The organism is Kocuria sp. (assembly GCF_030536815.1).
GTDB classification, from domain to species: Bacteria; Actinomycetota; Actinomycetes; order Actinomycetales; family Micrococcaceae; genus Kocuria; species Kocuria gwangalliensis.
This window is the reverse complement of the sequence record NZ_JAUNPE010000027.1, coordinates 1-23,252: the sequence shown is the minus strand read 5'-3', so window position 1 is coordinate 23,252 and position 23,252 is coordinate 1. Positions and strand designations below refer to the sequence as shown.

Sequence of the window (23,252 nt, the reverse complement as noted above, 5' to 3'; positions counted from 1 at the left end):
CTCTTCCTGAACCAACCACCGAGCCCTTCCGGCGGTGTCGTGTCGTGAACCAAGTGCTTCCCTTGCGCCGTATTTTGGCGCCCGCCCAGTTGTGGACGGGGAATCGGGGCCGATCCCCGGCTTCGTGCGCACCGAGAAACTGGCGGTAGAGTCGAATTGTGACTACCTCAACTGGCTCCCCATCAAGCATGCACTGGCCGAACCTCCTGACCTCACTGTCGCGTGGTCAGGATCTCACCTGGCGCGAGTCCTACTGGGCCATGGACACCATCATGAACGGTGAAGTGTCTGATGCAGTCATCGCGGGGTTCCTCATGGCCTTGCGCACCAAGGGTGAGACGGTCGATGAACTCAACGGTCTCGCGGACGCAATGGTCGAGCACGCGCGCGCCGTGAATGTCCCCGCGCCCGCACTGGACATCGTGGGTACCGGGGGAGACCGGTTGTCGAGCGTCAACATCTCCACCATGTCGGCGCTGGTCTGCGCCGGCGCCGGGGTGCGCGTCGTGAAGCACGGTAACAGGGCTTCGTCGTCGAAATCGGGGTCCGCCGACGTTCTCGAGGCCCTGGGAGTGCACCTGGACATGCCCGTGGACAAGGTGGAGAAGGCGGCATCGGACGTGGGCATCACATTCCTTTTTGCGCAGACGTTCCACCCCTCCATGCGTTTCGCCGCGATCGCGCGCAAGGCACTCGGGGTGGCCACCGCGTTCAATTTCCTGGGGCCGATCACCAACCCGGCCAAGGTCAAGGCATCCGCGATCGGCGTGGCCGATGCCGCCCTCGCACCCCTGATGGCCGGTGTCTTCCAGAATCGCGGCGATCGCGCGCTGGTTTTCCGTGGCGGGGACGGCTTGGACGAATTGACCGTCACGGCGCCGTCGGACGTGTGGGAAGTTCGTGACGGCCAGATCACGCAGCACTCGCTTGAACCGCTGGATTTCGACATGCCGCGAGCAACTATTGAGGATCTCCGGGGTCAGGACGCCCAATACAACGCGGGGGTCGTGCGCGACATCCTCGGCGGTTCTCGCGGCCACATTCGTAATGCGGTGTTGCTGAACTCCGCCGCCGGTCTGATGGCCGTGGACGAGAGCGCCCACGGGCAGTTCCAGGATCGTTTCGGCACCGCTATTGCACGCGCGGCCCAGTCAATCGACTCCGGTGCGGCCCAGGACGTGCTGGATCGCTGGGTGCGGTACGCGGCGTCGGCCTAGTCTCGACGCTTGATCCACCAACGACGACGCCGCTCGCCCGGGTTCGTCCCGGGGAGCGGCGTTGGTCGTGGTCGTGGCCGCGGACGGTGTCGGTTAGTCGATGCCCAGTGAAAAAGCGGCGTCCAGATCATGCTCACTGTAGGCGCGGAAGGCGATGTTCGTGTTGGTCGAGACCACACCCTTCACCTTGGACATCTGGTCTGCGATGACGTCTGCCAGTCGCTCGTGTTCGCGCACCCGCACCATGGCGATCAGGTCCCAGTCACCGGTCACGGAGTAGACCTCGGTGATGCCCTTGATGTTGGAGATGTCATGGGCTACCTCCGGGATGCGGTCCGCGGTGGTCTTGATCAACACAATTGCAGTGAGCATGTGAATCCTTTCTCGACGTCTGTCATCAGCCTAACGATTCAGGCGGGCCCGGCTGATCAGTCGGCTGATCAGGCGATAGCCCAGCAGGAACAGACCCAGAACTGCCAAGCTCACGAGCACGAAGGCCAACGCTGTGCCCTGGCCCGTGAGCATGCGCAGGAGCATGCCTACGATCTCCGTGGACAACCAAATGACCACTCCGGTGGGAAAGAGAGCGGCGGGCCTGCGGCGCGCCCGGACCACGACCCATCCAACGAGAACACCCACCAGGAATGGCCAGGCCGTCTCCAGGGCGCCCCAGGGGCTTTGCTCGTGGGCACTACGCCCGAGCGCCGCGAAGATGGCCACCAGAACGAGATCCGCGATCAGATACCAGGGCCACCGAGTAGGGGAGGCAGCCACATGCTGCGGCAAGGTCCTGCCGGTTGACGCGGGGGACGGGGAAACGGACGAAGACACAGGATGGGACATACAACCCAGTCTAGGCCCGCTTGTAGATTAAACATTCAGCTGAAAGTTCAGATAAAAGATTAAACCATACTCCGAAACATTAAATGGGGGGAGCCGTCTGCGCGCCGCCGGTGCTGGCCAGGTCCACCGGGGGTGTCTTCACGAGGCATGTGCGCGGTAAGCTGCCGTGCGCCGTCGTCATGGAAACGGCACCTCCTCAACCCTTGGAGACACGGTGAGCACAACCGATGCGGACCGCGAGCATGCGGCCGACAGTCACGATCTGATTCGGGTGCGGGGCGCCCGCGAGAACAACCTCCGGGACGTGAGTCTGGACATCCCCAAACGCCGACTCACCGTGTTCACGGGCGTCTCCGGGTCGGGGAAGAGCTCCTTGGTCTTCGGTACCGTGGCCGCGGAGTCGCAGCGGCTGATCAACGAAACCTACAGTGCGTTCCTGCAGGGCATGATGCCCACGGTTGGTCGACCCGAGGTCGACATGCTGGAGGGCATCACCACCGCCATCATGGTGGACCAAGAACCCATGGGTGCGAACCCGCGCTCCACGGTGGGGACCGCCACGGACGTCAATGCGTTGCTTCGCATTGTGTTCTCGCGTTTGGCCGAGCCGCACATCGGTGGCCCCAAGGCCTTTGCCTTCAATATTCCGTCCGTGAGCGGTGCCGGCGCGATCACTGTGGAACGCGGCAGCCGGAAGAAGGAGAGGAAGACTTTCTCCATCACCGGAGGCATGTGCCCGCGCTGCGAGGGCATGGGTAAGGTCTCGGATCTCGATCTCACCGAGCTCTACGACGAAAATCTGTCCATCAAGGACGGGGCCATCACCGTGCCCGGCTACAACAAGGGCGGTTGGAACGTCCGCTTGTACGGCGGCCTCGAGTTCTTCCCGGGGGACACACCTATCAAGGAGTTCACGGACCAGCAGCTCCTGGACTTCTTGTACATGGAGCCCGTGCGGGTCAAGGTCGAGGGCATCAACATGACCTTTGAGGGCCTCATCCCGCGGATCCAGAAATCCATGCTCACCAAGGACCGCGAGGCCATGCAGTCCCACGTGCGCGAGTTCGTGGACCGCGCCGTCACGTTCCAGGCTTGCCCGCAGTGCCACGGCACCCGGCTGGCGGAGGGTGCCCGCACCGCCACGATCGACGGCGTGAGCATCGCCGATGCGTGCGCCATGCAGATCACCGACCTTGCCCAGTGGGTCCGTAGCCTGGATTACCCGTCCGTGAAGCCCCTGCTGGACGGTCTGACGGATACGCTCGACTCTTTCGTGCGGATCGGCCTGGGCTACCTGTCCCTGGATCGCCCGGCCAGCACGCTGTCCGGCGGTGAGTCGCAGCGCGCCAAGATGATCCGGCACCTGGGCTCGCCGCTGACCGATGTCACCTATGTGTTCGACGAACCCACCATTGGCCTGCATCCGCACGACATCCGGCACATGAACGAGCTCTTGTTGGAGCTGCGCGACAAAGGCAATACCGTGCTGGTGGTCGAGCACAAGCCGGAAACCATTGCGATTGCCGACCATGTGGTGGATCTCGGACCCGGCGCAGGCACGGACGGCGGCACCATTTGCTTCGAGGGAACCGTGCATGAGCTGCGGGGGAGTGACACCAATACCGGGCGCCATTTCGATGACCAGATCGCGCTCAAGGAACCACTGCGCACGCCCACGGGCCGGCTGGAGATCCGTGGAGCCAGCTCACACAACCTGGACAACGTGAATGTGGACATTCCACTGGGCGTGCTCACGGTCATCACGGGAGTGGCCGGCTCGGGCAAGAGTTCACTGGTTCACGGTTCGCTTCCGGACAACCAGGACATCGTGTCCATCGACCAGAGTGCGATCCGTGGCTCCCGCCGCAGTAATCCCGCGACGTACACGGGTCTGCTTGATTCCGTGCGAAAGACGTTCGCCAAGGTCAACGGGGAAAAGCCGGCCCTGTTCAGCCCGAATTCGGAGGGCGCATGCCCCACGTGTAAGGGCGCCGGTGTGATTTACACGGACCTGGGCATGATGGAGGGTGTCACCTCCACGTGTGACGACTGTGAGGGTAAACGATTCCAGCCGGCCGTGCTCGAGTTCGAGGTGGACGGTCAGAACATCAGCGATGTTTTCTCGATGTCCGTGGTCGAGGCACTGAACTACTTCGCCGACGGCGACGCCCGCACACCCGCCGCGCTCAAAATCCTCGAGCGCCTTGCCGATGTGGGGCTCGGTTACGTCAAGGTGGGCCAGCCGCTCACCACGCTGTCGGGAGGTGAACGCCAGCGCCTCAAATTGGCCACGCGCATGGGGGAGAAGGGTGGCATCTACATCCTGGACGAGCCCACCACGGGTCTTCACCTGGCCGACGTCGAACGCCTCCTGAGCATGCTGGACCGTCTGGTCGACTCCGGAAAATCCGTCATTGTCGTTGAACACCACCAAGCCGTCATGGCGCACGCGGATTGGATCATCGACCTGGGTCCCGGTGCCGGTCACGACGGCGGACGGATCGTTTTCGAGGGCACTCCCGCGGATCTCGTGGCTGGGAAATCGACGCTCACGGGCCAGTACCTCGCGGAGTACGTGGGCGCCTGAACTTGATTCAGACCGCCTGCAGGGGACGCAATTCCACCTTCTGACCACACGCCGCAGACGCGCGAGTCGCCAGGTCAAGTGCGAGCTTCTCGTCGAGCGCCTCAACGATCCAAAAACCACCCAGGGATGCGGCCGCCACGGAAAACGGCCCGGACTGAATGTTCGGTGTCGTACCGGTGGCGTCCACGGTGTGACCGGCTTCGGGCGGCATGAGCCCGCCCGCGAACACGAACTGGCCGGCAGCCTGGATGGCCGCATTGAACTCGGCGACCGCCGCGAAAGCCGACTGCTGAGCGGCGTCGTCCTGGTACGCGGTGCCGGCATCTTGGGCGCCGGGTGTGTGAAAGACGGAGATCATGTACTGGGCCACGGGTAAACCTTTCGAGGGTCTGATGCGCACGCACGGCGCGTGAGGACGAGTACCTTCACCCCAGATTCAACCACCGAGCGCGGCGCACGTATACAGAGGCGCAACACCCCGAGCCCGCCCATTCTACAGTTGTCCGATAATGTACATTATGTAAAGTAAACCGGGAGGAGCCACGCCCCCGCACGATTGGTCAGCGCGGTGTCCACCGATTACCCCTCAGCAGGCTTAGAGTAAGTTCACGGCCGATCAAGTGACCCAAAATACCGCGCGCTCGTAGCGACCCGGCCCCGCGGTGTCGAGTGAGAACCGCCCAGGAGGCAACCCGTGATCAAGGCATTGCAGCAGCTCACCGAGCGGATCGAACACGCCAGGTCGTTGGACTCCGTCATCGGCTTCGCCAAGAAGAATGTTGGCCCCTTGACACAAAAGCCGGTGGTCAAAGAGGTACTCAGTGGAGAGTTCATGGGTCATCCGCTGCACCCCTTGATGACCGATATTCCGATTGGCGCGTGGAGCATGTCCGCGCTGCTGGATGTCCTGGGTGGCGAGGAATTGGAGGACGCCTCGACAATTCTCGTGGGCGTGGGGGTACTCAGCGCGGTCCCCACGGCCGTAACCGGTCTGCATGATTGGCAGAAAACCACGGGTGAGTCTTCCCGAGTGGGATTCGTCCACGCGGCGATTATGGATGTGACCGTGCTGGTGTACGCAGGCTCCCTAGCTGCTCGTCTCACGGGACGCTCCACAATGGGCAAGCTGCTGGGGCTGACGGGCATGGGTGTGATGTCGGTCGGTGGTTTCCTGGGTGGGCATCTCACCTACGCCCTGGGGGCCAACGTGGAGGACACAAGCCCCGCGTTGAGGTCGGTCTCGTAACCACTCTCAGAACAAGCCTTGTCCGAACGCCGACGCCGGGTGGTCACCTTTGTGAGGTGACCACCCGGCGTCGTGATGTCTAGGCGTGGAGCTGATGGATCAGCGGCCGAGCACGCTCATGGCCTCATGGGCGCGGGAGGCCTGGACCTGAACCAGGTAGGTCTCGGCGGCCATGGTCTTCAGGGACTTGAAGTCGCGCTTACCGCCGGTGGCCAGGTGAGCGACAAAGCCGAAGATCGCACCCCAGATGGCACCGATGACCACGGACCACAAGATGATGGACAGCAGCCCGAAGCCCGGTGCGAACAGGCCGAACAGGATGCCGATGAACAGCCCGAACCACGCGCCTGAGCCCAGGCCGGCCAGGGCCGCGCGGCCCTTGGTCATGCGGCCGGTGACGAATTCCTCCGAGCGCAGGCCCTCCCCCACGATCTTGATGGTGGAGACGTCGAACTCCTTGTCGGAGAGCTGGTCCACTACTGCCTGGGCCTCGGCGTAGTCGGGGAAGCGGGCAATCGTCTCGTACTTCGCATCGGTGCTGATCTGCGGGGCCTGGATGGGCTCGGACATTCATCCTCCTGAAAGTGTTGGACTCTCCAAACTGTTATAGTTTTACTGTACCAACTACTTTCTTTGGTAACAAGCAGGGTGATGACATGAGCGGTGAGACAACGGACACGGTGACGGTGATGGCCCGGACCATGTCGGCGTTGGGCCGACTCACCAGCCGGTCCCGGATACGGCAGGAACTCGGCAGCCGGAACGCCAAGCTCTCCCCCACGGACTTGTGGCTCGTGGACCGGGTCAGCGAGTTCGGGCCGGCGCGCATGTCCGAGCTGGCCACGTGGCAATCCGTAGACCGGTCCACCATGACCGCCCAGGTCGGCAAGCTCGAGAAACTGGGCCTGGTCCAGCGGGCCCCGGACCCGCAGGATCGGCGCGCCATCGTGGTGTCCGTCACGGCCTCCGGTCAGCGGCTGCATGAAGAAAGCCGCGCAGCGGCCTGCGCGGCTTTCGACAGTATGTTGGGCGACTGGACCGAGCGAGAACGTCGGCAGTTGAGTGAATCACTGGCTCACCTGGTGGACAGTCTCGAAAAGCACTTGTCCGCCAGGCCGGAGGATCACAGCACGGAGCGGTAGACCTCCAGGGTCCGCTCGGCAATGGTTTCCCAGGCGAAGTGTTCCTGGGCACGCTTGCGACCGGCCATGCCCATCTGGCGTGCGCGCTCGGGGTCGGACACCACGTCGATCAGGGCCGCGGCAAAGTCGTCCACGAACTTCTGGGGGTCCAGCGGGGTGCCGGTGCCATCGGTGACCTGCTCAATGGGAACGAGTCGGCCGGTTTCACCGTCCACGACCACCTCGGGGATGCCACCGGTGGCGGAGGCCACCACGGCGGAGCCGCAGGCCATGGCCTCGAGGTTCACAATGCCCAGGGGTTCGTACACGGACGGGCACGCGAATGCGGTGGCGTGGGACAGGATCTGGATGATCTCGCGGCGCGGGAGCATCTTGTCGATGAGAACCACGCCGGTGCGCTGGGCCGTGAGCTCGTCAATGAGTCCATTGACCTCGGCGGCGAGCGCGGGGGTGTCCGCCGCGCCGGCGCACAGGACGAGTTGGACCTCGGGCGGCAGTTGCAGGGCCGCGCGTAACAGGTAGGGCACGCCCTTCTGGCGGGTTACGCGGCCGACGAACACCACGGAGGGTCGCTCGGGGTCGATGCCGTATTCCGCCAGGACATCGGTGTTGGGGTCGTGATCCCACTGGGAGACGTCGATGCCGTTGTGCACGGTGCGCACGCGGGCGGGGTCCACATTGGGGTAGGAGCGCAGGATGTCCTCGCGCATGCCGTCGGACACGGCAATTATGGCGGCGGCCGCCTCGTAGGCGGTCTTCTCGGCGAAGGAGGACACGCGGTAGCCGCCACCGAGCTGTTCGGCCTTCCACGGGCGCAACGGCTCCAGGGAGTGGGCGGAGAGCACGTGGGGAATGTCGTACATCAGGGAGGACAGGTGCCCGCCCATGTTGGCGTACCAGGTGTGGGAGTGCACGAGATCCGCACCGGACACGTCACCCACCATTCCCAGGTCCACGCCCAGGGTCTGGACCGCGGCGTTGGCGGAGGACAACTCCTCCGGCACCGGATAGGCCTTGACGGTTGCTCCGTGGAAGTCGGGATCACGCGGGGCGCCGAAGCACCGAACGTTCAGGTCCACCAGTGGCGCGAGGACTCGGGAGAGCTCGGCCACGTGCACCCCCGCTCCCCCGTAGATCTCGGGCGGGAACTCTTTGCTCAAAATGTCTACTCGCACACTGTGAGCCTAGACCACATGCACCGCTCACCACAGGGTTACGGCGAGCACCACGCGCAGGTGACCTGGGTGGCGCGGTACTTGTCAGGAAACTTATGCAAAGTTTGCGGCGACACGATGGTCAGATGCAGGAAGTGGGTCACAATAGCGATGAAGGCCGGTCGTGGGGGATGGCGCGTTTCCGCCCAACGGCTATGACTCGAACGGGAAGTGAGAGCTACATATGTCACGCAAGAAGAAGGTTTTGGCCATTGTGCTGGCCGGCGGCGAGGGCAAGCGTTTGATGCCGCTCACGGAGGACCGGGCCAAGCCCGCGGTTCCCTTCGGTGGTGGTTACCGTTTGATCGACTTTGCGCTGTCCAACCTGGTTAATTCGGGGTACCTGCAGATCGTGGTGCTCACGCAGTACAAGTCACATTCCCTGGACCGTCACCTCTCGGAGACGTGGCGTTTGTCCACCCAGTTGGGCAACTATGTGGCTTCGGTGCCGGCGCAGCAGCGCCGCGGGAAGGACTGGTTCCTGGGGTCGGCCAACGCGATCTTCCAGTCCATGAACCTCATTGATGACGCGGACCCGGACATCGTGGTGGTGGTCGGCGCGGACCACGTGTACCGCATGGACTTCTCGGACATGGTGGAATTCCACATCAATTCCGGGGCCAAGGCCACGGTGGCCGGTGTGCGCCAGAGCATGGACATGGTGACCTCGTTCGGTGTGATCGAGACGGACCCCAATGACGTCTCCAAGATCAGCCGGTTCGTGGAGAAGCCTGAGTCCACCGCTCCCCTGCCCGATGATCCCAACGCGTTCTTGGCGTCCATGGGCAATTACGTGTTCGACCGTGATGCCCTGGTCGAGGCGCTGCGCTATGACGAGCAGCAAGAGGGCACCAAGCACGACATGGGCGGTGACATCATGCCGTACTTCTCGGATCGCGGAGAGGCAGCGGTCTACGACTTCACCAACAACAACGTGCCGGGCTCCACGGACCGCGACCGCCAGTACTGGCGCGATGTGGGGACCTTGGACTCCTACTACGACTCCCACATGGACCTGATCCGTCCGCTGCCGGTGTTCAACCTGTACAACTACTCGTGGCCGCTGTACACCCACCAGATCATGGCCCCGCCGGCCAAGACCGTGCGCGGTCCCAATGGGCAGCCGGGTGTGGCACTGGATTCCATTGTGTCCCCGGGTGTGCTGATCACCGGTGGCCGCGTGGAGTCCTCGGTGCTCTCCCCCAAGGTGGTCGTGGAACACGATGCCCGCGTGACCGAGTCCGTGATCATGCAAAACGTCCGCGTGGGCGCCGGTGCGCAGGTGCACCGGGCCATCATCGACAAGAACATGGTGATCCCCCCGGGAGCCACCATTGGTGTGAACAAGGACGAGGACCTGGCCCGGGGCTTCACCGTCACCGATTCCGGTTTGACCGTGGCGCCCAAGAATTTCAAGTTCGACAGCTGACACCGGCTCGCACCTCAGCCACGTGCCCGGGCCGGAAACGGCCCGGGCACGTGACGTTACACCTGTGGCCAGTGCCGATGTGGTTCTGGGTTCCCACCGCGGGTCCTGGACTAACGGGGGTGCAGGCTTCCGGTCGGGGGTGCGCGGTTTCTGGTCCCTAGTCCGTGAGCTGCGCACTTCTTCGTTTTCTGATCGACGGTAGGACCCGCCCCATAACCGCCTCGCAATTTGATCGACATTGGAGCCGGGATTTGCCGAACTTCGGGTCGTACCGTCGATGGAGCTTCCAGCCGGGTCATCGGATGGTCATACCGTCGATCAGCGGCACCATTCACCCCGAAACCGCGGTGACCAGCGCAGTCACATCCACATCGGCCCCTGACACGACTGGCCATCGCCCAGGTGGGGCTGCCTAGAATGATGCATATGGTGCAAAGTTCCCTGACCCGAGCCGAAGCAACAACCCGTGCCGAGCAAATCAGGGTGGCCTCCTATGACGTCACGGTGGATCTGTCCGGGGCCGAGGACCCCCAACAGAAAACCTTCGGCTCCCAGGTGACGGTGCGCTTCACCGCGGAGGACGGCGCGGAGACCTTCATCGACTTCATCCACGACTCGATCTCCCTGGTCGAACTCAACGGGGATGAGTTGGACGTGGACGACGTGGTCGAGGGTTCCCGGATCCGCCTGCCGGAGTTGGAGGGCGCCAACGAACTCACCGTGGTGGGCCGGGCGCTCTACTCCCGCTCCGGGGAGGGTCTGCACCGTTACGTGGATCCCCAGGACGGCAACGTTTACATCTACACCCAGTACGAACCGGCCGATTGCCGCCGGGTGTTCCCGGTGTTCGAGCAACCCGACCTCAAGGCCTCGTTCGCGCTCACGCTCATCACCCCGCCGGAATGGATCGCCGCCTCCAACGGTGAACACCTCACCAGTGAGCCCGCCGGCACCGGCGACGTTCCCGGCGCGGTGTCTCACGAGTTCGCCCCCACCGAGCCGATCTCCACCTACATCACCACCATCCTGGCCGGCCCTTACACCCGGGTCACGGACGAGTGGCAGGGCGTGGACGTGCAGGGCGAGACCCAATCCGTTCCCCTGGCCCTGTACTGCCGGCGAGCGCTCGCGGAGCACCTGGATTCGGCTGAACTGTTTGCCGTGACCAAGCAGGGCCTGGATTTCTTCACGGAGCTCTTCGCCTTTGACTACCCGTTCGGCAAGTACGAGCAGGCGTTCGTCCCGGAGTACAACCTGGGTGCCATGGAGAATCCCGGCCTGGTGACGCTCACCGAGGATTACCTGTTCCCGTCCGGGGCCACGCGCACCCAGCTGGCCGGGCGGGCGAACACCATGCTGCACGAGATGTCCCACATGTGGTTCGGGGATCTGGTGACCATGACGTGGTGGGATGACCTGTGGCTCAAGGAATCTTTTGCGGAATTCATGGGCGCGTACGCGTCCGTGCGGGCCACCGAGTACGACGACGCCTGGGTCGCCTTTGCGCTGGGCCGCAAGGAATGGGCCTACCGCCAGGATCAGCTGCCCACCACACACCCGATCGTTGCGGACATCGTGGACCTGGAGGCGGCCCGGCAGAATTTTGACGGCATCACCTACGCCAAGGGCGCGTCCGTGCTGAAGCAGCTGGTCGCGTTCGTGGGCGAGGAGGCGTTCATCGACGCGTGCCGCGCCTACTTCCGCCGCTTCGCCTATGGCAACACGAGCCTGGACGATTTCCTCACCGTACTCGACGAGGCCTGTGACGCCGATGTCCACTCCTGGGCCAATGCCTGGTTGCTCACCACCGGTGTCCCCCGCCTGGAAACCGCCGTGGAACGTGATGACAGCGGCGCCATTACGGCAGCCACGCTGACCCAGACCTCGGACGCGCCCCGCCCGCACGTGGTGGCGGTGGCCACCTACGCCCCCGACGCCTCTGCCGATTCCAGCGCCCCTGACAACCCCGGCGACTCCGCCCAGCTGATCCTCCAGCGCAGCACCGACGTGCGCGTGGACCCGCAGCAACCGGCCACCGACCTGCCCGAGCTCCTGGGGGACACAGCCCCGGTGATCCTGGCCAATGACCGCGACCTCACCTACTGCCTGGCCTCCCCCGGTGCGGACGGCCTGGCCGCACTCGCCGACGCCGTTCACCTCCTGGCCGATCCCTTGGCCCGGGCCCTGGCCCACTCCCAGGTGTGGGCCGCTGTCCGCGATGCCCGCTACGATCCCCGCGCGTACGTTCACCTGGTGGCCCATCGCGGTTTAGGGGAACAGCACAGCAGCATTCTCACCACCGTTCTGGACCGTGCGCTGGAGGCCCTGGAAAGTTTTGTTCCGCCCCGACTGCGGCCACCCCTGCGCACCGAGCTCCTCGACCGCCTGCACACCGCGGTGACCCACGCGGCAGCGGGTTCGGACGCCCAGCTCGTGCTCATCCGCGCCTTCGCGCGCGTGGCCACCAGGGACGGCTCCCACGCACAGATCATTGCGAAACTGCTCAGTGGTGAGCGCACACTGCCCGGCCTGGACCTGGGCTCCCAGCTCACCTGGGCCCTGTGGGGCGCCCAAACCGCCACGAGCCACGCCACGCGCTCGCAGTTGGACCGAGCCCACGCCGCCGATCCCACCCGCGAGGGCCGCCTGGGCTATGCACGTGCCCTTGCGGCGATCCCCACCGAGGACGCCAAGGCGGACGCCTGGACGGCCATCACGTCCGGGGCGCTGTCCAACGACGAGCTCTCCGCCACAATGTCCGGTTTCCAACTGGCCACCCCCGAGCTGGTGAGCACCTACCAGAACGCGTACTTCGACGGTATTACTCCCTGGTGGAACGAGCATTCCATGGAGATCGCCACCCGGATGATCCGCGGACTGTACCCGCGGGGCCTGGATGCGCAAGCGGCGTCGTCGGCGGAGGAGAACCCCACGGTGGTGGCCACGCGCACCTGGTTGGACCAGAACACCACGGCGCCCGGGGCGCTGCGACGTATCATGACGGAACTACTGGATGACGCGCGCCGGGCCGTGACGGTGCAGGCCGCAGTGCTTGCTGACCAGAACCAATAGGCACTCACCGGGACCCAAGTGTTGCCGGTGAAACGAAAGCATTCCGTGAGAAGGTGGGAGCGTTAGGCGCTGCCGCTACAGCGAGGGAGACCATGACCGATTACGCGCTCAACGACCGAGGGTCCTTGGACGTTGTCACCGAGAACTTCTACGACACCGAGATCATGCGAGTGTTCGGAGGGTTGTCGCTTGGTCGTTCGCAGACGTGGACGGGACTGGCTGCGCTGGTACCGGAACCGGACCATCCCTTCGACCCGCGCACCATTTCGGTGCGGATCGGTGAGAACAAGGTGGCGCACCTGCCCGCCCAGGACGCCCAACGCTACTGGGATCAAATTGCGCGCGTGGTGGCCTCCGGGTACATCCCGGTGGTGCCGCTGAAACTGGACGCCCGACTGGAACGCAATGACGGCCTGGCCGAAGTGGACGCGAGTGCGGTGATCTCGATTGCTCCCCCGGACCTGCTGTTCCCCATCAACACCGCGCCCATCCAGGCCGCCGTGTTGCCCCAGGGATCATCGATCAAGGTGCTGGACGAGCAGGACTTCGCCGAGTACCTGCACTCGATCGTGCCCGCCGGCGGTGAGGGCCGCGTGATTGTCACCCTGGAGACGAACAAGGTCCGTAACTCCCACGGGATGACCGTGGACACCGTGGACGTGCTTTACGAACGCAAGCAGGTGGGCCGGTTGTCCACGCAGATGTCGCAGCAGTTCATTCCCATCATCAATCACGTCTTCGACCACAACCTGCTCACCGCCGCGTGGGGCACCATTCGTGGCTCCGCATTCGAGGTGTCCATGACGTTGCAGGCGGCCCGCGCCACGGAAGTCCCTGCGCAGTGGTACGAGGAACTGCCCAACGACGTTCCCGAGCTCGTGGCGGAGGCCGATTCCTACGAGGTGCCCCCGGCCTACATCCCGGTCGAGACCGACCGCGGCCGCAATTCCAAGAAATGGCGCAAGGGCTACACCGCCGCCCATCCCAACGGGCCCGCCGACGCCGCCGCGTCGCGCCCCGCCGCGGGCAGCTCGCGGGTTGCCGCCGATCACCTGGCCATTGGCGACAAACCACCGGCCGAGGGACGCGGGAACGCCCCCAGGGGCGCCAAGTCCACCGTCCTGGCCCTGACGCTGCTGACCGTGCTGCTGGTGGTGGGCGCCGTGATCCTGATCCCGTTCGAACCGCTGGCCACCACCCTGTTCATCATTGTGGCCGTGGCCACCGGGTTCATGGCTTTCTACCTCAACCGGACCTTGTAAGGGACAGTTACCTCTCCATGATTTCTCGCCGCGAACGGTTCATTCAGATCATCGAGGTGCTCTCGAGGCATGGTTTTGGTTTTGCAGTGGGCGGTATCAAGCCCGAGTGGCGCGCCCCGTTGGCTCGCGCCCGCCTGTTCAAGACCCGAAGCTTCCATTCCCAGCCCGAACACCTGCGCATGGCGTTGGAAGAACTCGGACCCACGTTCATCAAGCTGGGTCAGTTGGTGTCCACGCGCCCGGATCTGCTGCCACCGGGCTACGAGGCTGAACTGCACAAGCTCCAGGACAACACCCCTCCGGTGCCCGTGGACCAGATCAGGGCGCTGATCGAGGCCGAACCGGATTCTCAGGCGGAAGAAATCCTGGCCCATATCGACCCGACACCCCTTGCCACCGGCTCCATCGGTCAGGCACACGCCGCGACCTACCGCGGCCGCGAGGTCATTGTGAAGGTCCGCCGCCCCGGCGTGATGGACGAGGTCAACCGCGACCTGGAAATCATGAGCGATCTGGCCAAGCTGGCCTCACGCTACTGGGCCGCCGCTCGCGACTACGACCTGGAAGGGCTGGTCCACGAGTTCAACGACTCCCTGCGCGGGGAACTGGATTACCTCCAGGAGGCCCGCTACGCCCAGCGGATGGCGGAGAACTTCACCGGCCACCCCCGCATCCACATCCCGGAGATCTACTGGGAGGCCACCTCCTCCCGAGTGCTGACCATGGAGCGGATGTTCGGCGTCAAGATCAACAACTACCCGGCCCTGGAGGACGCCGGCGTGGATCGCCACCTCTTGGCGCGGGAGGCCACGGACGCCATTTGCAAGATGGTGTTCGAAGACGGCTTCTTCCATGCTGACCCGCACCCGGGCAACCTGTTCGTGGAGCCGGACGGGCGCATCGCCATCATCGACTTCGGCATGGTTGGGCACCTCAGTGAGGAGTTCCGTGATCACTTGATCACCTTGATGTTGGGCGTGGTGCAGAGCAATGCCCGCCGTGCTACCACGGGTCTGCTGGGGCTGACCGCCACCGGTGAGCACGATGTCTCCAAGCGGGACCTCGAGCGGGACGTGGCCGTGATGATGCGCCGCTACGCCAACAAACCGCTGGAAGAAGTCCGGGTGGGTGAGCTCATGGGCGACCTGGTGCACGTGTTGCGCTATCACAAGCTGCAACTGCCCCGACAGTCCGCGCTGCTGCTGCGCATGCTGGTCACCGCGGAGTCCATGGGCACCGGCCTGGACCCGCACTTCGACCTGGTGTCCGTGCTGCAGCCCTACGCGGAGCGTTTCATCCTGCACCGGCTGTCACCGGATGCGTTGTTAGCGCGGCTGCGCAGTTCCGTGGAGGATGCCATGCAAATGAGCGTGGACATCCCCGAGTACGTGCGCCGACTCATCGTGGTACTCGAACGAGGCGGCTTTGACGTGCACCTGCGCACCGACGAGTTGGAGCCGGTCATGAAGAGCGGCGCCAAGATCGGCCACCACGTGGTGGCCGGGGGCATCATCGCCGCGTCCATCAACGGCACCGCGCACATCCTGGCCTCGGATCCGGAGCGCTGGAAGAAGTACCACACGCCCATGATCGTGGGTGGCATGTCCACGGTGGGTGTGCTGGGCGGCTACTTGGCCGTGTCCTCCAACGTGGACCGCGCACGCAAAATTGTGCGCACCATCCGGGGCAAACGGCCCCGCGGCCTGTCCTGATTCCACAACCTAATCACGGGGCTTGCCCCACTCTTCCTCGGCCTGACTCTTTCCAGGGACGGTGGGGTCGAAGGACACGGGCTCGAGCGGACGTCCGGTGATGAAGTCGCGAAGATGCTCGTTACAGATCATGACCTGGTTGGCCAGGCCCTGAACCTTGTGAATCTCCCCCCGCGCGGTCACGTACGCGAAGTTGGGGTTGTTCAAGGGGCTGAGCCCCGCGCGCCAGGCGGCCTGAATGGCAGGGTCCCGCACCAGGTCCAAGAACTTGGCGGGAAAAACGAATCGAGGCTTACCGTCGACCAGGATTTCAATATCCGGGCCGTAGTGGGTTTCTATCCTCCGCAGCTCGCATCCGGGATGCGCGGCGATGAGCATGGTCGCCTCGCCGATCGCGCCGATAATGGTCATGGCCCGCGCCAACATCGGGTAAGCCTCCCGGAGCGCGCCCGAAGCGCCCAACCTGGCCATGGTCCCCAGATCCGGGCGGCGAATATCGAACCGGAAGTCGAAGGACGACGGACCAACCTGCATGAACGTCACGTCGAGCAGGTCGAGGTCGAACGGTTCCGGTCCGGAGCCGAAAATTCCCCGGGACATGTGCTGGAACCCCGTGAATGCCACACTGAGAACGGAGCCGGGAATGAGCAGCTGTTGTCCTCGATCGTTGTAACAGGTGAGGAGGGTGGAATGTTGAACGGCGGCGGGCCTACGCCAGCCGTTTTTTTTGAGAGGCACGCTATTTTCGCTGCTTTCTGAATTCTCCTAAGCGCTGCGCCCGCAGCTGGATGAGCTCCCCAATTGAACCGACCATGGATTGTGCCGGCCCACTTTTTGAATCCTTAGCACCCCAGATCTCATCGCCTAAGACCTCCTTGTCTTCAGCAAATGAGATGTTCCATGGATTCTCAAGTAGATTACATGAACTCGGCGGGTGGTGGGGTACATGCGCGCCATGAGTCCCATATCCGGCGCGACAAGAGTATTTATCCTAGACTGACAACGAATCTCGCGTACCTACAGCGGTGCTGCTGTGGTCCACCCCCTAGGGCCAGTTCCCCCGGCGAGCCGCCGAGATCGCGTTTGCGCCTGGAAGAGGAATATTCATGCACACGATCATGCCGATCTACGGCACTCGTCCTGAGGCCATCAAGATGGCCCCCATTGTGAAAGCACTTCAGGAAAGCCCCTTGTTCAACTGTGTGGTGACCGTGACCGGCCAACACCGCGAAATGCTGGATCAGGTCAACGAAATTTTCGAGATCACTCCCGATCACGATCTCAACATCATCCAGCCCCGCCAGACCCTCAACGGCGTGCTGACCCGCACCGTGGACGGCCTGGACAAGATTTTTGCGGAAAACGCCCCGGACGCCGTGGTGGTCCAGGGTGACACCACCACCTCGACCGCCGGCGCGATTGCCGCTTTTTACCGCGGAATCCCGGTCATCCACGCCGAGGCCGGCCTGCGCTCCTTCGACCTCTTCTCCCCCTTCCCGGAGGAAGCCAACCGCAAGCTGACCTCCCAGATCGCCTCGCTGCACCTGGCGCCCACCTCCACCTCCCGGGACAACCTGCTGCGTGAGGCCATCACTCCCGAGGACATCGTGGTCTCCGGCAACACCGTGATCGATGCCCTGCTGCACACCGTGGAGAAGCAGCTGCCGTTCTCGGATCCCCAGCTCGAGGAAATCGCCCAGTCCGGCAAGCGCGTGCTGTTGGTGACCACCCACCGCCGTGAGAATCAGGGTGAGGCCATGCGCGGCGTCGGACGCGCACTGGCACGCATTGCCGCGGCCGAGCCCGACCTGACCATTGTGCTTCCGGTCCACCGCAACCCTGCCGTGCGTGAGGCAGTGCTGCCCGCCATCGAGAACCTGCCCAACGTGGTGGTCACCGAGCCCATGGCCTACGGCGAGTTCACCCGCATGCTCTCCGTGGCCCACCTGGTGCTCACCGACTCCGGTGGAGTCCAGGAGGAAGCCCCGTCCCTGGGTAAGCCCGTTCTGGTGATGCGTGAGAACACCGAACGCCCCGAGGCCGTCACCGCCGGTACCGTCAAACTGATCGGCACGGACGAGGAACGCATTGTGGAAGAGGTCGACAGCCTGCTCAACAACCAGGCCATCTATGACGCCATGGCCAACGCCGTGAACCCCTACGGTGACGGCAAGGCCGGCGCTCGCACGGTGGCCGCGATCGCTCAGATGTTCGGTGTGGGCGAGCGGATCCCGGATTTCGATTCCCAGGTCTAACCAGTCCATCGGTACGTCTCGTCGAAAGAGGGCATGCATGAAATTGACGGTCATCGGTACGGGGTACCTGGGTGCAACTCACGCGGTGTCCATGGCGGAGCTGGGCCATGAAGTAATCGGTCTGGACGTGGATCAGGCCAAGATCGATGCCCTGGCATCCGGTCAAGTGCCGTTTCATGAGCCCGGCCTCCCGGAGCTGCTGAACAAGCACATCGGCACGGGCAAGCTGCGTTTCACCACGTCCTATGGCGAGGCCGTCCCGTTCGGTGACGTCCACTTTGTTGGCGTGGGCACCCCGCAGAAGGCCGAGAGCCACGCGGCGGACATGCGCTACGTGGATGCGGCGGTCACCCAGATTGCTCGCGCGGCGGACCGCGACTGCATCATTGTGGGCAAATCCACCGTGCCGGTCGGTTCCGCCGCTCGCCTGCAAGAGCTCGCCCGCGAAAATGCCGCCGACGGCGTTCGGGTCACCCTGGTGTGGAACCCCGAGTTCCTGCGCGAGGGCCACGCGGTGGACGACACGCTGACCCCGGATCGCATGGTGCTGGGCCTGGAAACCGATGCCAACGGCCAGTACACGGAGGAAGCGCTCGCCGCCGAAAAGGTGCTCCGTGAGGTTTACGCCTCCCAGCTGGCCGCGGAGATTCCCTTGATCGTTACCGACTACCAGACCGCTGAGCTGGTCAAGGTGGCCGCCAACAGTTTCCTGGCCACCAAGATCAGCTTCATCAACGCGCTGTCCGAGATCACCGAGACCGTGGGGGGCGACATCCGCACCCTGGCGGACGCCATTGGCCTGGACGAGCGCATTGGGCGGAAGTTCCTCAACGCCGGCGTGGGCTTTGGTGGCGGTTGCCTTCCCAAGGACATCCGCGCGCTGCGTGCCCGGGCCGCCGAGCTGGGCGTGGACCAGTCCGTCCGGTTCCTGGCGGAGGTGGACGACATCAACCTGCGACGCCGCGAGCACACCGTGCAGCTGGCCGTTCAGCAGCTGGGTGGCTCCGTGCACGGCCGAGACATTGCCGTGCTCGGCGCCGCGTTCAAGCCCGAATCCGATGACGTCCGCGACTCCCCCGCCCTGGACATCGCCGCCCGCCTGCACTCCATGGGCGCCGAGGTTCACGTCTACGATCCTCAGGCCAACGCAAACGCCGCCAAGCGCTACCCCCGCTTGGACTACGTGGGCAGCATCGAGCAGGCCGTGGCCCGCGCCGAAATGGTGCTGCTGCTGACCGAATGGAAGGAGTTCCGCGAGCTCACCCCCGAGCAGCTGGCGCCCCTGGTACGTGAGCGCACCATGGTGGACGGCCGTAACGTGTTGGACCCTGCCACGTGGCAGGATGCCGGGTGGAAATACCTCGCATCGGGTCGGCGGGGATGACGATTTCCAGGACGTAGCCCCCACTCCTAACGTCATCCCCCCGCCGGACTCGTTCCTGGCAAGAAAGGACCTGTCACGTGACTTACCCGGCGCCCTTCCCCCGGGGATTCGTTCTCGGACGCTCACAGCCAGGCCAGGCCGATGGAATCCCGGTCTCCTGGACGACCACTGAACTGCCAGTTGAGGGTTGGTTCTTCTCGCACCCAAGCGACGACGCCCCAAATATCGAGCACGACGCGCAAACTGGTGACTGGGTACTGGTCCACGGACTATGCTTGAATGCCGACCCGCGGGATCCCCACACTCCCCCGGCGAGATACCTGCTCGAGCGGTTGCGGCAGGATCATGAGTCCTTCTACGACGGTCTGAACCACATGGGTGGACGACATCTGGTGCTTCGGGGGACGAGGGAATCACTGACCATCTACAACGATGCCTCAGGAACCCGATCTGTCTACTGGTCGGACTCGGCTGAACTCGTCGCTTCGCACCTCGCCCTCCTGAACGAGGTGCACCCACATGCGCGAAAGACTGATGTACAAGGACAGCGCGCCAGTCTCGCGACGTGGGACGATACCCGCTTCATCGGGATCAGACCATTGTTGCCCAACCACGAATTGCAGGTTCCGCGGTGGCAGATCGAGCGATTTTTCCCTCGTGCATGTAACCGCTACGAAAGCTGGTCCGATGCTGCCCGGCGGGAAGAGTTCCGGGCGATCTGGTCAACGCAAATCGATAATCTCCGCGCCCAACACGATGACCTCATCATGTCGGTCACAGGCGGGGCAGACAGCCGGACGGCCCTCTCGCTGCTTCTGGATTACGCGGACGAAATAGAGTTCTTCACCTATACCTCTGCAGAAGGCGACCAGAGTCGGTGGGGCAAGGCACTGGCGATGGACAAGACGATCGTGGACCAGCTGAAGTCACTTGTGACCTTGCGCCATCAGTATTTCCGTGCATCCGAGCAGAACCCTCGCGTCTTGGAAGACCTCCTACCGGTCGTCTCCCGGAACACCCCCCACACTCACGGGCAATGGTTGTTGCCCTTCTACTACCAGCATTTTGGACACCGCAATCCGATTCATCTTCGTGCCAACGGGTTTGAAATCGGGCGGGCCCATTGGGGGGTGCGTGCGGACAACAACACTGTAGACGCACTCCAACGTCTGTACGGGGCGGAGACTCGAAGTAGATCATCTGGGCTCCCCGAAGAGGAGCATGTGCGCCGTTTTGAAGAGGGACTGGTGCAATGGCAATTCGACTGCGGCCTGCACGACTATCATCTTCTGGATCTTTACTACTGGGAGGTCCGGAGCGGCCGGTGGCTAGCAGAGGTCTTCAACGAAACCGACATCGCGTTCGAGACGCTTCTGCCGATTAATGTGCGTGCACTCTACGAGATCAGCCTCTCCTACCCGCCGGTCTCGAGACAGGAAGGACACCTGTTTTCTGAACTGATCAATGACACCCACCCCGTTCTGAATTTTTTGGGCAAGAACGACAGAAAAAATTTGTACGAGCAGCATCGGGACGATTCGCGCACCGCCATCCCAACGATCAGCAACGCACACCGCCTGGGATCCACCCTTTTCATCACTCATCAGGACGGAACGGAGACCAGGGCAACACGGGCCGACACCATCATCATGATCCCCCGGGAGCACTTTTTGTCGGGCACCACCACGCATCGAAAAGTGCTGGTCCCGAGTAAACCCGACCCATCCTCAGTGTCTTTCACAGTTGATGCCCCCTACAGCAACCAACGGGGCGGTAACAACTTTCGATACGAGATCCAGGTGAATGGCGACGTCACCGCTTGGTGGGACGGTGCCCTGGTCAGGCGACCGGTCCATGTCTCGGTGGACGGGTGCCGGCCTGACACTCAGGTGTCGGTCGTGGTTAGAGCGCTGCGCGACAGACAAAACATCCTTTCGTGGGAGAACGCCACCCGTGCGTCGATCCAGGACATCGCGCGCTACGACATGCCAGGAGCGATCGAGAAATCGGAGCCCGTGACCTCGACGGATGCGCCAGGGCATTCCGAGTTGCAAGGATCATGAATATCTCCGGTGACGTGACCTAACATGGGGACAGATCGCATCCCCCCACCCCGAGGTCCCGCATGAATTGGCACAGCTTGTCCCCCACCATCTTCGTTCTGCCGAACGAGGAGGATGACGAGTGCCGCGTTGAGTCGGTTACAGAGACTCACGGCTACCTCGGATTCCTACGTGAGGACTCTAGATTCGGTACGGCTCCCGCACGAACCTCGTTCACGCCTCAACCGGGCCGAACGGTCCACGTGACGGTTCCCTCAGCCGTTCATCCAAGTAATGTACGACTGCGTCTGTGTGTGATCTGCTATGTGGGTGATACTCACGAAGCCCACAAGTTCTGGTCAGATAACGGCAACCCAGCCGTGCGGTTCGAAATTCCTGTTGACACCAGAACGGTTTCGCTGCTGCTGCGCGTCCAGGGCACAGGAACACTGTCCGTCGGTTCGCCGGTCACGCACTACGGCGTGGGTCTAGATGCGTGGCAGGAAGTCGTCCCCGTTGTGTCGGGCTCCCGCGTACGGATCGAGATCGAGACCATTTCTACCCAGGGTCTAGCGAATTCAGCCCTGGCTCAACTCGAATTCCAGACCTCCGACGGAGAACCGCTGGATCCGTCTGTCGACCTGCCCATCAACCCCGAACTCGGTAACTATTTCTACCTCACCACCCCATCGAGCACTGAAATCTCAACGACCAATGTTGAGGTTGACGTGCCCACCGATGCGTCCGCCGTAAGGTTTACCGGTCGGCAGTGGAAACCTCGCAATGTCACCACTGTCCTCGATTCCCTCCGCGTTAGCGAGGTCCAGGGTGAGCCAGACGAGGACATCTTTGAGCGCACCATGGAGTGGTTGCGCGATCTGCCAGCCGAGTCCAGCCTCATCGTCCTCTACACCACCGCTCCACCGGTCGGGCATCCCACTCTTTCACTGCGCCCCAATCGACTCGCGCAGGAGTACCGGCAGCTCGGGATTGACGTAATCTTCTTCCCGTTCAGCAGCATCAAGAACGAACAACGGGTGACGGAAACGGGGATTGTCCAGTTCAGCCGTACAGAACTCGACCAGGTCAACGATGTGCTCCGCACACGTCAGGGAACCCACAACCTCTTCATCTGCAGTTCTTTCCCGGACATCGGGGCCCTCACGACGATTGACCTTTTGAAAGCTTCAGGATGGGCGACGATGTACGAGGTCCGGGATGAGATGGAGGAATTCAACCGGGTGGGCTACTCCAAGTGGTTCGAACCGGAACTCGAACGGCAGGTGGTGCAACGGGTGGGCAGCATCGTGACGGTGAGCCCACGACTGGCCGAGAAGATGCGAATCATCTCTCGTGGCACCGTGGCGCCGGTGGTAATTCAAAACGCTGCTCCCCCAGAGCTGATCGCGAAGGGCGCCTTTTTGCGGAACCGGGAAGCCATCGCACGACGTATGGACCACCGGATCATCGGATACATGGGGCATCTCACGGATTCCTGGTTTGATTGGGACCTGCTGATCTCGTGCGCCGTGACGAACCCGGATCTGCAGTTTGAGATCATCGGACACGGCATGCCCAAGAATCTGAACCTCCCAGAGAACATCACCCACCTTGGTCCTCGAACGCACGATGAGTTCATCGACATTAGTCGACGTTGGCTCGTGGGCATCATTCCCTTCCAACCCACACCGCTGACCTACGCCGTGGATCCGAACAAAATATACGAATACCTCGCGGTGGGGTTGCGCACCGTCACGGCGCCCATGGGATCGGTCAGTCTCTGTCCGTCCACATACGTCTACGAACAGCCGGGGGATTTCCCCGCGATGCTGCGACGAGCGATCACT

Annotated in this window: 18 protein-coding genes; 12 read left to right on the top strand and 6 right to left on the bottom strand. The window is 63.3% G+C overall.

Translation table 11 applies throughout. The annotated features are described in order from the left end of the window. Window positions 1-188 precede the first annotated feature (188 nt). Window positions 189-1,217, top strand: a complete 1,029-nt coding sequence (trpD, locus tag Q4E95_RS04560; RefSeq protein WP_303382180.1) for an anthranilate phosphoribosyltransferase — start codon at window positions 189-191, stop codon at window positions 1,215-1,217. A 93-nt stretch (window positions 1,218-1,310) separates the two neighbouring features. Here the strand turns inward: trpD and Q4E95_RS04555 are convergent, their stop codons facing one another. Further along, complete coding sequence (locus Q4E95_RS04555) at window positions 1,311-1,589, bottom strand: Lrp/AsnC family transcriptional regulator (RefSeq protein ID WP_303382179.1); 279 nt, start codon at window positions 1,587-1,589, stop codon at window positions 1,311-1,313. 30 nt (window positions 1,590-1,619) lie between these two features. After that, entirely contained in the window at window positions 1,620-1,991 is a 372-nt protein-coding gene (locus Q4E95_RS04550) for a DUF3054 domain-containing protein (protein WP_303382178.1), read from the bottom strand. A gap of 283 nt (window positions 1,992-2,274) precedes the next feature. Here Q4E95_RS04550 and Q4E95_RS04545 point away from each other — a divergent pair, with 283 nt between their 5' ends. After that, window positions 2,275-4,647: an excinuclease ABC subunit UvrA gene (locus Q4E95_RS04545; RefSeq protein WP_303382177.1), complete on the top strand. Its 2,373-nt coding sequence runs from the start codon at window positions 2,275-2,277 to the stop codon at window positions 4,645-4,647. Window positions 4,648-4,654: 7 nt separating this feature from the next. On the opposite strand, the gene Q4E95_RS04540 is transcribed toward Q4E95_RS04545, so the two are convergent. Then, window positions 4,655-5,017, bottom strand: coding sequence for a YciI family protein (locus tag Q4E95_RS04540; protein WP_303382176.1), 363 nt, complete (start codon window positions 5,015-5,017; stop codon window positions 4,655-4,657). A gap of 324 nt (window positions 5,018-5,341) precedes the next feature. On the opposite strand from Q4E95_RS04540, the gene Q4E95_RS04535 reads away from it, so the two are divergent. Further along, window positions 5,342-5,893, top strand: a complete 552-nt coding sequence (locus tag Q4E95_RS04535) for a DUF2231 domain-containing protein (RefSeq protein WP_303382175.1) — start codon at window positions 5,342-5,344, stop codon at window positions 5,891-5,893. Between the two features lie 99 nt (window positions 5,894-5,992). On the opposite strand, the gene Q4E95_RS04530 is transcribed toward Q4E95_RS04535, so the two are convergent. Further along, window positions 5,993-6,463 carry a general stress protein gene (locus tag Q4E95_RS04530; RefSeq protein ID WP_303382174.1) on the bottom strand — a complete coding sequence of 157 codons (471 nt, stop codon included), beginning with the start codon at window positions 6,461-6,463 and terminating at the stop codon, window positions 5,993-5,995. Window positions 6,464-6,549: 86 nt separating this feature from the next. Here Q4E95_RS04530 and Q4E95_RS04525 point away from each other — a divergent pair, with 86 nt between their 5' ends. Next, window positions 6,550-7,035 (top strand): MarR family winged helix-turn-helix transcriptional regulator, encoded by a 486-nt coding sequence (locus Q4E95_RS04525; RefSeq protein WP_303382173.1) that lies wholly within the window; start codon window positions 6,550-6,552, stop codon window positions 7,033-7,035. On the opposite strand, the gene glgA is transcribed toward Q4E95_RS04525, so the two are convergent. Next, window positions 7,017-8,210: a glycogen synthase gene (gene glgA / locus Q4E95_RS04520; RefSeq protein WP_303382172.1), complete on the bottom strand. Its 1,194-nt coding sequence runs from the start codon at window positions 8,208-8,210 to the stop codon at window positions 7,017-7,019. The genes Q4E95_RS04525 and glgA overlap by 19 nt on opposite strands. A gap of 223 nt (window positions 8,211-8,433) precedes the next feature. On the opposite strand from glgA, the gene glgC reads away from it, so the two are divergent. The 4 genes from glgC to Q4E95_RS04500 all read left to right on the top strand — a co-directional run bounded on the left by glgC (window position 8,434) and on the right by Q4E95_RS04500 (window position 15,724). Further along, window positions 8,434-9,678, top strand: coding sequence for a glucose-1-phosphate adenylyltransferase (gene glgC, locus Q4E95_RS04515; RefSeq protein WP_303382171.1), 1,245 nt, complete (start codon window positions 8,434-8,436; stop codon window positions 9,676-9,678). Window positions 9,679-10,104: 426 nt separating this feature from the next. Further along, on the top strand, window positions 10,105-12,750 hold the full coding sequence (gene pepN / locus Q4E95_RS04510; RefSeq protein WP_303382170.1) for an aminopeptidase N: 2,646 nt from the start codon (window positions 10,105-10,107) through the stop codon (window positions 12,748-12,750). Between the two features lie 92 nt (window positions 12,751-12,842). Further along, window positions 12,843-14,012 (top strand): hypothetical protein, encoded by a 1,170-nt coding sequence (locus tag Q4E95_RS04505; protein WP_303382169.1) that lies wholly within the window; start codon window positions 12,843-12,845, stop codon window positions 14,010-14,012. Window positions 14,013-14,029: 17 nt separating this feature from the next. After that, window positions 14,030-15,724 (top strand): AarF/ABC1/UbiB kinase family protein, encoded by a 1,695-nt coding sequence (locus tag Q4E95_RS04500; protein ID WP_303382168.1) that lies wholly within the window; start codon window positions 14,030-14,032, stop codon window positions 15,722-15,724. A 9-nt stretch (window positions 15,725-15,733) separates the two neighbouring features. Here the strand turns inward: Q4E95_RS04500 and Q4E95_RS04495 are convergent, their stop codons facing one another. Then, window positions 15,734-16,462 (bottom strand): hypothetical protein, encoded by a 729-nt coding sequence (locus tag Q4E95_RS04495; protein ID WP_303382167.1) that lies wholly within the window; start codon window positions 16,460-16,462, stop codon window positions 15,734-15,736. Window positions 16,463-16,830: 368 nt separating this feature from the next. Between Q4E95_RS04495 and wecB the strand changes: the two genes are divergently transcribed. From wecB to Q4E95_RS04475, 4 genes are all read left to right on the top strand, one after another. After that, window positions 16,831-17,979 carry a non-hydrolyzing UDP-N-acetylglucosamine 2-epimerase gene (wecB, locus tag Q4E95_RS04490; RefSeq protein WP_303382166.1) on the top strand — a complete coding sequence of 383 codons (1,149 nt, stop codon included), beginning with the start codon at window positions 16,831-16,833 and terminating at the stop codon, window positions 17,977-17,979. Between the two features lie 37 nt (window positions 17,980-18,016). Then, on the top strand, window positions 18,017-19,363 hold the full coding sequence (locus Q4E95_RS04485; protein WP_303382165.1) for a UDP-glucose/GDP-mannose dehydrogenase family protein: 1,347 nt from the start codon (window positions 18,017-18,019) through the stop codon (window positions 19,361-19,363). 77 nt (window positions 19,364-19,440) lie between these two features. After that, complete coding sequence (locus Q4E95_RS04480; protein WP_303382164.1) at window positions 19,441-21,426, top strand: hypothetical protein; 1,986 nt, start codon at window positions 19,441-19,443, stop codon at window positions 21,424-21,426. Between the two features lie 305 nt (window positions 21,427-21,731). Continuing rightward, window positions 21,732-23,252 (top strand): hypothetical protein (locus tag Q4E95_RS04475; RefSeq protein WP_303382163.1); only part of this gene is annotated, 1,521 nt, incomplete at its 3' end.